Here is a 12,802-nt window from a genome sequence, read left to right as displayed (position 1 = left end):
TCATAGGGCTGGCCGTTGGCGCCCAGCAGCGTCCAGGTGTTCACGCCACAGGCAGGGCTTCGGCATGCGCTTCGCGCTCCAGCAGCGCGCGTTTGCGCTCCACGCCCCAGCGATAGCCGGAGGTATTGCCGTCGCGCCGGATCACGCGATGGCATGGAATGGCCACGGCGATATGGTTGGCCGCGCACGCCTGCGCCACCGCGCGCACCGCCTTGGGAGAGCCAATGCGCTCCGCAATCTCCGCGTAGCTGGTCGTGCTGCCTGGTGGCACTTCGCGCAACGCCTGCCATACCCGTTCCTGGAAGGCGGTGCCGCGCACGTCCAGTGGCAGGTCCAAGCCAAGAGAGGGCACCTCAATCAGCCCGACCACTTTGGCCACCAAATCCTCAAAACCCGCGTCGCCACCAATCAACTCGGCTTTGGGGAAGGTGTCCTGCAGATCGCGCACGAGGGCATCCGGGTCATCGCCCATCAGGATCGCGCAGATGCCCCGGTCGCTCTGCGCCACCAGGATCGAGCCGAGCGAGCACTCGCCCACGGCAAAGCGGATTGTGGTCTGCGCGCCGCCCGCGCGGTAGCGGCTGGCGGTCATGCCGAGCACGTGGTCGGAGGCCTCGTAGAAGCGGCTGCTGGCGTTGAAGCCCGCGTCGTAGATGGCTTCGGTGACGGAGCTGCCGCGCCCCAGCTGCGCGCGCAGCTTGCGTGCGCGGTGGGCGTCCGCATAGGCCTTGGGGGTCAGGCCGGTCACGCTCTTGAACAGACGGTGGAAGTGATACGTGCTCAGGCCGGCGTCCTGCGCCAGCACGTCAAGCGAGGGCGGTGTATCGGCAGCTTCGATACGGCGGCAGGCAGCCGCGACCAGCGCGGCCTGCTGCGCGCGTGCGGTGGTCTGGTCCGGGCTGGCGCGGCGGCTCGGGCGGTAGCCGGCGGCCTCGGCGTCAGCGGCGGTGTCGAAGAACGCCACGTTTTCGGGGCGCGGCAGGCGCGATGGGCTGCTGGGCTGGCAATACACGCCCGTGGTCTTCACGGCATAGACGAACGTGCCATCGGCCGAGGGATCACGCGCGAGCACCTGGGCCCAGCGCGGGTCGTCTTCGACGGAGAGCGGCAGGTTGGACATGGCGTCAGGTTCCTGAGATCAATGCCTGTACTGTAGGCGCGTGCCCCGGCAGGGACACTCCGCGTCTTGCGGTCAAATTCGGTGCGGCGGGTGTGTCACTTGGTCGGCATCCGCCAGAGGTACCACGCGGCGATGGTGCGGTAGGGGCTCCATGCCCGGCCGATGTCTGCCATCTGCTTGCGCGTGGGCATGGTTTCCAAGCGTTTCAGGCGGCGGTAACCGTCGCGCACGCCAAAGTCGTCGGCGGGCAGGATGTCGGAGCGCTCCAGCGTGTAGATCAGCAGCATCTCGACCGTCCAGCGGCCGACGCCGCGCAGTGTGACGAGCCGGTCGATGAGCGTTTCGTCCGGCATGGCGAGCGCCGCATCGCGCGTGGGCACCACGCCATCGAGCGCGGCCTGCGCGATGCCGCGAATGGTGGCCAGCTTGGTCGCCGAAAAGCCGCAGCTGCGTTGCGCTGCGTCATCGGTGGCCAGTACCTGCGCGGGCGAAGGAAAGCTTACGCCGGGGTACAGCGCCAGGAAGCGTTCGAGGATGGCGTCGCCCGCCTTGGCATGCAGTTGCTGATAGGCGATGGCGCGTACGAGCGCTTCGTACGGTTCGCGCGCGGGTTTGGCAGCGTGGCGGCATGGGCCAATGGCGGCGATGTGGCGCGCCCAGTCGTCGTCGAGCGAAGCGAGGAAATCTGCGGCACGCGTGTAAGCCTCGTCGGACAGATCGGCAGCGACGGTCATGGTGTTGGCCAATGCGGTCAGCCCGCTTTGCGGAAGGTGAGGTTGATGCGCTGCGCGCCCAGCAGCGGATGCGGGTGCTCCTTGAGTGGTGCAACGCCGTGATAGCGCAGGCGGTCAGGGCCGCCCCAGACGACAACGTCACCGTGGAAGAGCGGCACGCGCTGCGTCTTGTCCGCGCGTTTGTGCCCGCCAAACAGGAAGATCGCAGGCATACCGAGCGACACCGAAACGATGGGCGCGCTGTAGTCCTGCTCATCGCGGTCCTGGTGGAGCGAGAGCCGCGTGCCGGGCACGTAGCGGTTGATGAGGCAGGCGTCGGGTGTGAAGCCGGGGAAGCCGGCTTCGGCAGCGGCATCGCGCGCGAGGCGCAGAAACACGTCGGGCAATGGGGGCCACGGCTGGTTGCTCAGCGGATCCTGCGCGGCATAGCGGTAGCCGCGACGATCGGACGTCCAGCCCAGCGAGCCGCTGTTGGTGAGCGCGACCGACATCTCAAAGCCGCCCGGCGTGACCATGTGGCGGAACGGTGCGCGTTGCGCGATGGCCTCCACGGCGGCCAGCAGCGCGGGCGCGTCCGCCAGTGCGAAGCCGCGCAGCACGAACGAGGCCGGCCCGAGCACGATGCGCGCGTCATCAACGGGTTGCTGGTCGGCAAAGAGATCGCCGGTTGTCATGCGCTCGGCCTCACAGGGCATCGTGGAAGATGATGCCCACAGTATGCCGCTGTCCGGTGTGTAGGCGGCTCACGCCGTGGCGCATGTTGACGCGATACACGCCGCGCGTGCCCTGTACGGGCCGGTGGTGCACGGCAAAGACCACTGCGTCGCCTTTGCGCAGCGGTACGACTTCGGGGCGCGACTGCATGCGCGGGCGCTGCTCGGTCATGACGAATTCGCCGCCGGTGAATTCGCCGCCGGGCTCGGACAGCAGGATCGCCACCTGCAACGGGAAGACGTGCTCGCCGTAGAGGTCTTGATGCAGGCAGTTGTAGTCGCCGGGGCCGTATTGCAGGATCAGTGGCGTGGGGCGCAATTGCCCCGCCTCGTGGCAGCGGCGCAGGAAGTCGGCATGCGCAGCGGGGTAACGTACGTCGATGCCCATGGCTTGGTTCCAGCGGTTGGCGATGGGCGCAAGTTGCGGATACAGCGCGCCGCGCAACTGCGCGATGACATCGGGTAGCGGATAAGCGAAGTACTTGTATTCGCCGCGCCCGAAGCCGTGGCGTGCCATCACCACGCGCGAGCGGTAGAGGTTATCGCGCGGGTAAAGGGCGGCCAGCGTATCGCAAGCGTCGTGCGCGAGCAGGCCGGGCAGCACGGCGCTGCCGACGTCGTTGAGCGCGTCTTCAACGGTATGCCAATCGATGAGGTCAAGCTGTGTGCGCGTCATGCGCCGAGCTCCATGGAGAGCAATGCGCGTTTGCGCGCGATGCCCCAGCGATAGCCCGCCAATCCACCATCGGCGCGCACGACGCGGTGGCACGGGATGACGATGGCCAGCAGGTTGGCGGCGCAGGCTGTGGCGACAGCGCGCACGGCTTCGGGGCGGCCGATACGCCGGGCAATCTCAGTGTAGGTGGCGGTGGTGCCCGGTGGGATGTCGCGCAGTGCTTGCCAGACCTCTTGTTGGAAGGGGGAGCCGCCGATGTCGAGCGCGCCGTCAAAGTGGCCGGACGGTGCATCGGCCAAGGCGATGGCTTGCGCCAGTTGCGATGTGAGCGCGGTGTCGTCACGCGTCAACGCTGCATTGGGAAATGCCATGGCGAGTTCGGCGCGCAGCGCATCAGGCTGATCGCCGAGCAGCAACGCGCAGATACCGCGCGCATTGGCCGCGACCAGCACATGCCCGAGCGTGCCGGCACCAATGGCGTAGCGGAGGGAGGTGGGGGTGTTCATGGTTCGCTCCATCAACGTGGTGTTTGATGCAGCGAAGGTTAGGCGCCCGGCGCGCACGCGACACTCCGGGGCTTGCGGTCAAATTCGGGCGTGTTGCGGCTTACGCGGCCAGTGCAGCAGGCATGGGGATGGCAGCCATCGTGCCGAGTGCATCGCCGGTGGCGCGGCAGATGCGCCACTCGGGCAGCACGTCGGCGCCCATGGCTTCATAGAAGGCGATCGACGGTGCGTTCCAGTCGAGCACGCTCCATTCAAAGCGGCCGCAGTCGCGTTCCTGCGCCAGGCGTGCGAGGTGAATCAGCAGTGCCTTGCCAATGCCAAGACCACGATGTTCCGGCTCGACAAACAGGTCCTCCAGATACAGGCCTGGCTTGCAGAGGAACGTCGAGAAGTTGTGGAAGAACAGCGCAAAGCCGACGGCTTGCCCTTCGACTTCCGCCATCACCGCCTCGCAATACGGGCGCGGGCCGAACAGCATGGTGGCGAGCGCCTCGGGCGTGGTCTGCACGAGGTGCGTGAGCTTTTCGTACTCGGCCAGTGCGGTGATCAGGCGAACGAGCGCCGCGCAATCATCCGGCGTGGCAGGGCGCAGCGTAAAGGTGGTAGCGGTGTCGGCGGTGGTCATTGTGGTGATGGCGATTCCAGTGAGGTTTGGACCAGGCGCGCGACCTGGTCGACGTAATCGGGGGCGAGGCAATCGACCACGTGCCGCTCCGGCGTGCTGCGCAGCCAGGTGATCTGGCGCTTGCAGAGCTGGCGCGTGGCAGCGATGCCTTGTTCGCGCAGCGCGGTCTTGTCGATCTCGCCGTCGAGGTAGGCCCACGCCTGGCGATAGCCTACGCAGCGGATGGACGGCAACGTGGGCGAAAGATCGCCACGACGGCGCAATGCTTCCACTTCGTCGAGCAGGCCGCCGGCGAGCATGGCATCAAAGCGTTGGGCGATGCGCGCATGTAGCACAAGGCGGTCCGACGGTTCCAGCGCAATCGTCAGATAGGGCGCGGCAGCGTCGTGTTGCTGGAAGGCGTTTGCGCCGACCTCGCGTGCGAGCAAGGCCGACATCGGTTGCCCCGTCAGCCGATACAGCTCCAGCGCCCGCTGAATGCGTTGCGCATCCGTCGTATGCAATCGCGCGGCCGTAATCGGATCGACCTGCGCGAGCTTGGCGTGCAGCGCGGGCCAGCCGTCGCGGGCGGCTTCGGCGTCGATCTCCGCGCGGATGGCCGGATCAGCGCCGGGCAAGTCGGACAGGCCCTGCGTGAGCGCCTTGTAGTACAGCATCGTGCCGCCGACGATGAGCGGCAGCTTGCCGCGTGCGCGGATGGTGTCGATCAGCGCGTTGGCATCGGTGGCGAACTGCGCGGCGGAATACGCATCGAGCGGATCGATGATGTCGATCAGATGATGCGGCGCGACGGCCTGTTCTTCAGCGCTGGGTTTGGCGGTGCCGATGTCCATGCCGCGATACACCAGCGCGGAATCCATGCTGATGATTTCGACGGGCCAGCGTTCAGCGAGCTTGAGCGCGGCAGCGGTCTTGCCGGATGCGGTGGGCCCGAGTAGGCAGACGGCGCGCGGTGCGTTTGCAGAAGACACGGTCATCACAAACTCACTGGCCGCGCAGGAACAGGCGGTCCAGGTCAGCCACGGTGAGCTGGATCCACGTCGGGCGGCCGTGGTTGCATTGGTCGGCGCGTTCGGTAGCTTCCATCTGGCGCAAGAGCGCGTTCATCTCGTCCAGATTCAGCCGGCGGTTGGCACGCACGGCGGAGTGACAGGCCAGCGTGGCGAGCAGTTCGTTCTGACGTTCGGCCAGCACACGCGAGCCGCCATAGGCTTGCAGATCACGCAGCACGTCACGGGCGAGGGCTTGCGCGTCGGCCTTCTGCAGCAATGTCGGAACCGATCGCACCGCCAGCGTCGTGGGCGACACGGCGGAGATATCGAAGCCCAGCAGCGTGAGCGTGTCGCGGAACTCCTCTGCGGTGCCGATCTCCACTGGGCTCGCGGCAAACGTGACCGGAATCAGCAGCGGTTGCACTTCGACGCGCTTGGCTTCCAGCGCCGTCTTGAGCTGCTCGTAGAGGATGCGCTCGTGCGCGGCGTGCATGTCGACCAGCACCATGCCGCGCGTGTTCTGCGCCAGCACGTAGATGCCGTGCAACTGGGCGACCGCGAAGCCGAGCGGGTAGGCGTCGTCGTCATCGGTTTGCGGCGCGACGACGGGCTCCGCGATGGACGTCGGTGCTTCGGCAGTCGCGGTGCCGCCGTCGAACAACGTTGCGGCGCTCGGCACGTCAGCCATCCACGCCGGGCGCGAGGCAGGCATCGGCGTGCTGTCACCACGCATCATCGACAGGTATTCCGCACGCGGTTGTGCAATGCCGAGCGAGGTCTGCCGCGCGGCCATCTGGTTGATCCAGCGCGTCGTGTTGTCGGCGGGCGAGGGCGTGGCCGCAACGCCCGGTGCATCGGCGATGTCGGTGCGCAGGCTGTCGCCCTGTTCGCCGGCGTGACGCGATAGCGCGCGCTGGATCGCGTGATAGACGAACTGGTGCACGGCACGGCTGTCACGGAAGCGGACCTCGATCTTGGACGGATGCACGTTCACGTCCACCGCTTCGGGCGGCAGTTCCAGACACAGCACGTAGGCGGGGAAGCGGTCGCCATGCAGCACGTCTTCGTAGGCGCTGCGCACGGCGTGCGTCAGCAGGCGGTCGCGCACGAAGCGGCCGTTGACGTAGAAGAACTGGTGGTCCGCCCGGCCGCGCGAGGCGGTGGGCAGGCCGGCAAAGCCGAAGAGGCGCAACTCGCCGGCTTCTTCTTCGAAGGGCAGGCGTGCGCGGGCGAAGTCTGTACCGAGCACAGCAGCGGTGCGCGAATCGGCTTGCGTGGCGTTCCAGTGCTCCAACGGCTTGCCGTTGTGATGCACGGAGATGGCCACATCGGGCCGCGCGAGCGCAGTGCGGCGGATCACTTCCATGCAATGACCCAGCTCGGTTTGCTCGGTCTTCAGGAATTTGCGGCGCGCCGGCGTGTTGAAGTACAGATGTTGCACATCGACCGTGGTGCCGACGCCGCCTGAAGCCGGCTGCGCGCGCCCCGTTTGCGCAACAATTTGCGTGGCGTGCGCGTCATGGGCGGTGCGCGAGGTGAGCGTCAACTCCGCCACCGAGGCAATCGAGGCCAGCGCTTCGCCGCGAAACCCCAGCGTCGCCACCGATTCCAGCTCTTCCAGCGAGCCGATCTTGCTGGTCGCATGCCGCATCAGCGCAACGGGCAGTTCATCGGCCGGAATACCGCCGCCGTTGTCGGTAATGGCGATGCGTCGCACGCCGCCTTCCTCCAGCTTGATCTGGAGCTGCGTGGCGCCGGCGTCCAGCGCGTTTTCCAGCAGTTCCTTGACCACGGAGGCTGGCCGTTCGACCACCTCGCCGGCCGCGATCTGGCTGATCAGCTGGTCGGGCAGCGGGCGGATGGGACGGCGGGCAGGGGTGGTGGATTCGGAGGCGGAATTCATCGGCGCATTATAAATGTCACACCCTGTGTGGCGCACCGACGCAGGCCTGCGATGCCCCCACCAAGGGCTAGGGGAAATCTAAGTCGCATCCGGTATCATTCCCCGCTCGCTTAGGGGGATGGTTTGGATATCGTGATGCAACTGGTCGACATCGTGCTGCATGTCGACAAATCGCTGGGCCTGCTGATTCAGCAGTACGGCGCGTGGGTGTATGTGCTGCTGTTCGCCATTGTGTTTGCCGAAACCGGCCTCGTGGTGCTGCCCTTCCTGCCCGGCGATACGCTGCTCTTTATTGCCGGCGCCATGTGCGCGACCGGCCAGATGGATACCTGGCTGCTGATCGTGCTGCTGGTGATTGCCGCCACGACAGGCAATACCGTCAACTACTTCGTCGGCTCGTGGATCGGCCCCAAGGTATTTGACGGTCACATCCGCTTCCTCGATCACGAAGCGCTGATGAAGACGCACGGTTTCTACGAGCGCCACGGCGGCAAGACGCTGGTGATGGCGCGCTTCATTCCGGTGGTGCGTACGTTCGCGCCGTTCGTGGCCGGTGTGTCGAAGATGACGTTTGCCAAGTTCCAGCTCTTCAACATGATCGGCGCCGTGCTGTGGGTCGGTCTGCTGGTGCTGGCGGGTGACCTGTTCGGCAACGTGCCCATCGTCCGCGAGCACCTGAACACGATCGTGCTGATCGGCCTGGGCGCGGCGATTGTGCCGCTGGCACTCGGCGGCGTATGGAAGCTGCTCAAGCGCCGTCGCGGCGCTGTGGCACAGAAATAAGCGTCAGTTCAGGTTCTTGCTCATGGCGCGCAGCGTTGGCATGCGCTCCTTGAGCTTGGCCGTATCGGCCGCGTCGGGTCGGGCGTCCACGTAGGCTTCCAGGTCTTCCAGTGCGGGCCGGAAGCATTCCAGGTTGGCGTAGGCCAGCCCCCGGTCGCGCACCTCCTCAATGGAGTCGGGCAGCAGGATCACCAGCCGCTGCTGCACTGCCAGCAGCCGCTGCCAGCGCGATTCCTGCAGATAGATCGCCTTCAGGTTGCGCAGCAGGCGCGCGATGATCTCGCGGTGCGTTGCCACCTGCAGGAACACCCCGAGCGGCACCGAGTTCGGGTCTTCGATGCCTTCCTTTTCCAGGTACGGGTCGAGCATGTCCTGCAATTCTTCCTTCGACAGCGTTTGCCCCGTCAGTGGATCGAGCACGACCTCGCCCGCCGGAATGCTCATGCGCACCAGAAAGTGGTTCGGAAAGGACACGCCTTTGAGCGGCAGGCCGATCTGCTGGCCGATCTCCATCAGCAGCACCGCCAATGAGATCGGGATGCCGCGCCGGCTTTGCAGCACAGCGTTCAGGTACGAGTTCTCGGGGTCGTAGTAATCGTTGGCATTGGGACCGAAGCCCAGCTCGCGATAGAAGAACTGATTGAGCAAGCGCAGGCGCTGGATGGCCGGCGTGCCGTCAGCCACGCGGTTCTTGATCCGCGCGACCAGCACGTCGATGGCTGCCAGCTCCGCCTGCAGGTCCAGATCCGGATACGCGTCCTGTGCGATGGACAGGGCGGTTTCGGTGAGGGGAATGCTGTCGTCGTCCGCGACCAGGGCCGAAAAATAATCGAGGACTTTGGTGGTCATCAGATCGCCTTCTTTCTGAACGTGGAGAACTTCAAACCGGTTAGCCACAGTGTACCGAAATACACCACCGCGCACAGGACCAGGCTTGCCCCCAGCAAGGCGATGCGCACGAGCGGCTTGCTGCCCAATCCCACCCAATCAAAATTGTGCGCAAGCCAGAGCAGCAGGCCGGCCAGCAGCAGCACGGCCGACGTCACCTGCGCCAGGAACAGCCCCCAGCCCGGCAGCGGGTGGTAGTAGCCGCGGCGGCGCAGCCCGAAGAACAGCAGCGCCGCATTGATGGTCGCACCAAAGCTGATGGACAGCGCCAGCCCGGCGTGGCCGAACACCGGCACAAAGACATAGTTGGAGAGCTGCGTCACCACCAGCACCACCAGCGCGATCTTCACCGGCGTGCGGATGTCCTGCCGCGCATAGAAGCCCGGCGCCAGGATCTTGATGACGATCAGGCCGACCAACCCCACGCCGTACGACGTCAGCGCCTGGCGCGTCATCTCAACGTCCATGCCCGTGAACTTGCCGTAGTGGAACAGCGTGGCCGTGAGCGGCGCCCCGAAGACGAACAACCCTACCGCCGACGGCAGCGCCAGCAGCACCGTCAGCCGCAGGCCCCAGTCGAGCAAGGAGGAATACTCTTCGCGGTGGTCTTCTGCGCTGGCCTTCGACAGGCTCGGCAGCAGGATCGTCCCCAGCGCCACGCCCAACAGTGCGGTCGGAAATTCCATCAGCCGGTCGGCATAGTTCAGCCACGACACGCTGCCCGCCGGCAGGCGCGAGGCGATGTTCGTATTGATGATGAGGCTGATCTGCGCCACCGACACCGACAGCGTGGCCGGCAGCATCTGCTTGAGCACACGCCGCACGCCCGGGTGGTGCCACGCCGCCCGCACGTTGAACGACACGCGCGGCAACATCCCCACTTTGCGCAACGACGGAACCTGGATCGCCAACTGCAGGATGCCGCCTACCATCACCGCATAGGCCTGCGCATAGATGGGCGTCTCAAGAAACGGCGCCACGAACACCGCCGCCACGATGAACGACAGGTTCAGCAGGACCGGTGTGAAGGCGGGCACGGCAAACTGCCGCCACGTATTCAGGATGCCCGAGGCCAGCGCCACCAGCGACACCAGGCCGATGTACGGAAACATCACCCGCGTCATGAAGATCGCCGAGATATAGGCCTGGCTCTCGTGTTCCTTGAAGCCCGTCGCCACGGCGGTGACGATCAACGGCGCGCCGATCACGCCCAGCGCCGAGATGATCACCAGGAACCACGTCATTACCGTCGCCACGGAGTCGACCAGCGCGCGCGTCTCGTGCTCGCCTTGGCGGTTCTTGAACTCGCCCAGAATCGGCACGAAGGCCTGCGAGAACGCGCCTTCAGCAGAAAGCCGGCGCAGCAGGTTGGGGATGCGGAAGGCGACGTTGAAGGCGTCGGTGTAGACCGAGGCGCCAAAGGCACGGGCGATCAGCGTTTCGCGGATGAGCCCGGTGATGCGAGAGAGCATCGTCAGGCCGCTGATCGTGGCGAGGGTTTTGAGGAGATTCAAGATGAATGCGTGGTTGGGCGCCGTCCGGGAGGCAAACACGGCGATGGCGGTCTGACCGGCTGCGCCATGTGGGGTTCGCACCTGGCGTGACGGAAGGGCGCAATTGCGGCCGTATTATAGGGACCGCCTCGCCATGCGCTCAAAAGTGCCGCAAAAGCCGCAATCTGCTGTCATTCGGGCGATTTCACAACACGGTTTGCATTGGATGGGGAAGTCTGCGTATAATTGCCGTCTTTCACCAATTTGCGCGCTTCGGCCTTCCGTGTCTCCCGGGGCGCTTGCTACCGTTTCTTCAGGGAATTTTCCATGGCAAACACCGCACAAGCACGCAAGCGCGCACGCCAAGCCGTCGTTCAAAACGCTCACAACTCGGCACTGCGCTCGCGTCTGCGCACCGCTATCAAGACCGTCCGCAAGGCCGTGGCTGGTGGCGACAAGGCAGCTGCAGCTGCTGCATTCAAGACCGCTCAAAGCACGATCGACAGCATCGCTGACAAGAAGATCGTCCACAAGAACAAGGCTGCGCGTGCCAAGTCGCGTCTGTCCGCTGCCATCAAGGCAATGGCTGCCGCCTAAGTTCGGGTGATGCCGGCCTAGCCGGCATGGCGTGACGGCAGTTGCGTTGCGCGCCAGCAGTACCGGTAATAAAAGAGCCTGTCTTCGGACAGGCTTTTTGCTTTGGTGCGCCAGAAAGAGCGCCCGGCACGCAGTGGTGCCGGCGATGCGTCAGACCGGCGTGCCCTCGTCAGGCAGGATGCAGGCTTCGACCAACTGCAGGTTGTTGTCGTGCGCGAAGTTCAGCACAAAGTCGAGCGCTTTGGGCTCGATCTCGCGCAGGCGCTCGTCGACGAAGACGCTCTTGATGCCGCCCGACATGACGGGGCGCACGAAAGGGGAGTAGGTCAGGCGGGGGTCCCCAGTGTCACCGGCGGGGCGGAACTGCGCCATCACGCCGCACAGCCGATCGGCCCAGTCGCTCGGGCGGAAGGTCTTTCCGTCACGGGTGACGCCCTGGATAAAGAATTGGCGAGGGTAGGCTGCCATGGACTGCGTGGGGCTTGTGGAGATTTGCAAACGACTTCGACCGCGCGGGTGCCGCAACGTTCGAACGGGGTGCACTTGTGGTGCGGATGATGCGCTTGCTCGGTTGCCGATTCATGAACCAGACGAACCGGCTTGTCGTGCCGGTTTGCGGACGATCGAGGCATCCGAGGCAGCCAGTATTATATCTTATATAAGACTTTCATCGGCCTTTCACCCGCGCCTTTATGGTACCGCGAGCGGCCCGGCGGAAACTCGCCAAACTGGCGGCGATCCCGTATGATGAGTTGAATCTTCACCAGACAAGGCGGCTAGGGCGGCGTGCCACGGGATCTTTCCGGTGCGTCATCTGCGGGCTGCCTTCGTTGTTTTATGAACCCACCAAGCTCGATCAAGCACTACCTGCAGTTCAAGGACTTTTCGCTGGAAGAGTACGAATACCTGCTGGACCGTTCCAAGATCCTCAAGGCCAAGTTCAAGAACTACGAGACGTGGCACCCGCTGCACGATCGCACGCTGGCCATGATCTTCGAGAAGAATTCCACGCGTACGCGCCTGTCGTTCGAAGCCGGCATCCACCAGCTCGGCGGCCACGCGGTCTTCCTCAACACGCGCGATTCCCAACTGGGGCGCGGTGAGCCGATCGAAGACGCGGCGCAGGTCATCTCCCGCATGACCGACATCATCATGATCCGCACCTTCGGGCAGGAGATCATCGAGCGCTTTGCCGCGCATTCGCGCGTGCCGGTCATCAACGGGCTGACCAACGAATACCACCCGTGCCAGGTGCTGGCCGACATCTTCACCTTCATCGAGCAGCGTGGCCCGATCAAGGGCAAGACCGTCACCTGGGTGGGCGACGCCAACAACATGGCCTACACGTGGATTCAGGCGGCTGAGATTCTGGGCTTCCGCTTCCATTTCTCCGCACCGAAGGGCTATCAGCTGGATCCGGCCATGGTGGCTAACTCCAGCCGCCCGTTCGTGCACGTGTTCGAGAGCCCGTTGGAAGCTTGCGACGGTGCCCACCTAGTGACCACCGATGTGTGGACCAGCATGGGTTACGAGGCCGAGAACGAAGCGCGCAAGAAGGCGTTCGGCGACTGGATGGTCACCGAGGCGATGATGCAGCGTGCCCAACCCGATGCATTGTTCATGCACTGCCTGCCCGCGCACCGCGGCGAGGAAGTCGAAGCGGCCGTCATCGATGGCAAGCAGAGCGTGGTGTGGGACGAGGCGGAAAACCGCCTGCACGTGCAGAAGGCGCTGATGGAATACCTGCTCTGCGGGCGCTACTAAGCCGCTAC

Annotated in this window: 14 protein-coding genes; 3 read left to right on the top strand and 11 right to left on the bottom strand. The window is 65.1% G+C overall.

Annotated elements, in window-relative coordinates; translation table 11 throughout:
- Window positions 1–40: 40 nt before the first annotated feature.
- The 8 genes from ada to mutL form a co-directional block, all read right to left on the bottom strand.
- Entirely contained in the window at window positions 41–1,120 is a 1,080-nt protein-coding gene (gene ada, locus F7R11_RS15265) for a bifunctional DNA-binding transcriptional regulator/O6-methylguanine-DNA methyltransferase Ada (RefSeq protein ID WP_064804847.1), read from the bottom strand.
- 95 nt (window positions 1,121–1,215) lie between these two features.
- A complete protein-coding gene (locus tag F7R11_RS15260) occupies window positions 1,216–1,854 on the bottom strand; it encodes a DNA-3-methyladenine glycosylase family protein (RefSeq protein ID WP_064806423.1) in 639 nt (212 codons plus the stop codon).
- A gap of 17 nt (window positions 1,855–1,871) precedes the next feature.
- A complete protein-coding gene (alkB, locus tag F7R11_RS15255; protein WP_064806422.1) occupies window positions 1,872–2,528 on the bottom strand; it encodes a DNA oxidative demethylase AlkB in 657 nt (218 codons plus the stop codon).
- A 10-nt stretch (window positions 2,529–2,538) separates the two neighbouring features.
- Window positions 2,539–3,243, bottom strand: a complete 705-nt coding sequence (locus tag F7R11_RS15250) for a 2OG-Fe(II) oxygenase (protein ID WP_064804845.1) — start codon at window positions 3,241–3,243, stop codon at window positions 2,539–2,541.
- Complete coding sequence (locus tag F7R11_RS15245) at window positions 3,240–3,749, bottom strand: methylated-DNA--[protein]-cysteine S-methyltransferase (protein ID WP_064804843.1); 510 nt, start codon at window positions 3,747–3,749, stop codon at window positions 3,240–3,242. Before F7R11_RS15245 ends, F7R11_RS15250 begins: the two co-directional genes overlap by 4 nt.
- Before the next feature lie 100 nt (window positions 3,750–3,849).
- Window positions 3,850–4,374 carry a GNAT family N-acetyltransferase gene (locus F7R11_RS15240; RefSeq protein ID WP_064804841.1) on the bottom strand — a complete coding sequence of 175 codons (525 nt, stop codon included), beginning with the start codon at window positions 4,372–4,374 and terminating at the stop codon, window positions 3,850–3,852.
- Window positions 4,371–5,351, bottom strand: coding sequence for a tRNA (adenosine(37)-N6)-dimethylallyltransferase MiaA (gene miaA, locus F7R11_RS15235; RefSeq protein WP_064804839.1), 981 nt, complete (start codon window positions 5,349–5,351; stop codon window positions 4,371–4,373). The genes F7R11_RS15240 and miaA overlap by 4 nt, the downstream gene beginning before the upstream one ends.
- A 7-nt stretch (window positions 5,352–5,358) precedes the next feature.
- Window positions 5,359–7,269, bottom strand: a complete 1,911-nt coding sequence (mutL, locus tag F7R11_RS15230; RefSeq protein WP_064804836.1) for a DNA mismatch repair endonuclease MutL — start codon at window positions 7,267–7,269, stop codon at window positions 5,359–5,361.
- A gap of 135 nt (window positions 7,270–7,404) precedes the next feature.
- Between mutL and F7R11_RS15225 the strand changes: the two genes are divergently transcribed.
- Window positions 7,405–8,052, top strand: a complete 648-nt coding sequence (locus F7R11_RS15225; protein ID WP_021195861.1) for a VTT domain-containing protein — start codon at window positions 7,405–7,407, stop codon at window positions 8,050–8,052.
- A gap of 3 nt (window positions 8,053–8,055) precedes the next feature.
- Here F7R11_RS15225 and F7R11_RS15220 read toward each other — a convergent pair whose 3' ends face one another.
- Both F7R11_RS15220 and murJ read right to left on the bottom strand, forming a co-directional pair.
- A complete protein-coding gene (locus F7R11_RS15220) occupies window positions 8,056–8,901 on the bottom strand; it encodes a SirB1 family protein (protein ID WP_021195860.1) in 846 nt (281 codons plus the stop codon).
- The gene (gene murJ / locus F7R11_RS15215; protein ID WP_031329667.1) at window positions 8,901–10,454 is read right to left on the bottom strand and encodes a murein biosynthesis integral membrane protein MurJ; all 1,554 of its coding nucleotides are present in this window, start codon (window positions 10,452–10,454) and stop codon (window positions 8,901–8,903) included. The genes F7R11_RS15220 and murJ overlap by 1 nt, the downstream gene beginning before the upstream one ends.
- 306 nt (window positions 10,455–10,760) lie before the next feature.
- Here murJ and rpsT point away from each other — a divergent pair, with 306 nt between their 5' ends.
- Window positions 10,761–11,030 carry a 30S ribosomal protein S20 gene (gene rpsT / locus F7R11_RS15210; protein WP_021195858.1) on the top strand — a complete coding sequence of 90 codons (270 nt, stop codon included), beginning with the start codon at window positions 10,761–10,763 and terminating at the stop codon, window positions 11,028–11,030.
- Window positions 11,031–11,180: 150 nt separating this feature from the next.
- Here the strand turns inward: rpsT and F7R11_RS15205 are convergent, their stop codons facing one another.
- Window positions 11,181–11,498 (bottom strand): DUF3579 domain-containing protein, encoded by a 318-nt coding sequence (locus tag F7R11_RS15205; RefSeq protein ID WP_021195857.1) that lies wholly within the window; start codon window positions 11,496–11,498, stop codon window positions 11,181–11,183.
- Between the two features lie 369 nt (window positions 11,499–11,867).
- Here F7R11_RS15205 and argF point away from each other — a divergent pair, with 369 nt between their 5' ends.
- The gene (gene argF, locus F7R11_RS15200) at window positions 11,868–12,794 is read left to right on the top strand and encodes an ornithine carbamoyltransferase (RefSeq protein ID WP_064804834.1); all 927 of its coding nucleotides are present in this window, start codon (window positions 11,868–11,870) and stop codon (window positions 12,792–12,794) included.
- The last annotated feature ends 8 nt before the right edge of the window (window positions 12,795–12,802 follow it).

Origin of the sequence: Ralstonia insidiosa (assembly GCF_008801405.1) — a bacterium.
Lineage (GTDB): Bacteria > Pseudomonadota > Gammaproteobacteria > Burkholderiales > Burkholderiaceae > Ralstonia > Ralstonia insidiosa.
The sequence above is the reverse complement of the archived record's forward strand: the minus strand, read 5'-3'. Positions and strand labels throughout refer to the sequence as shown.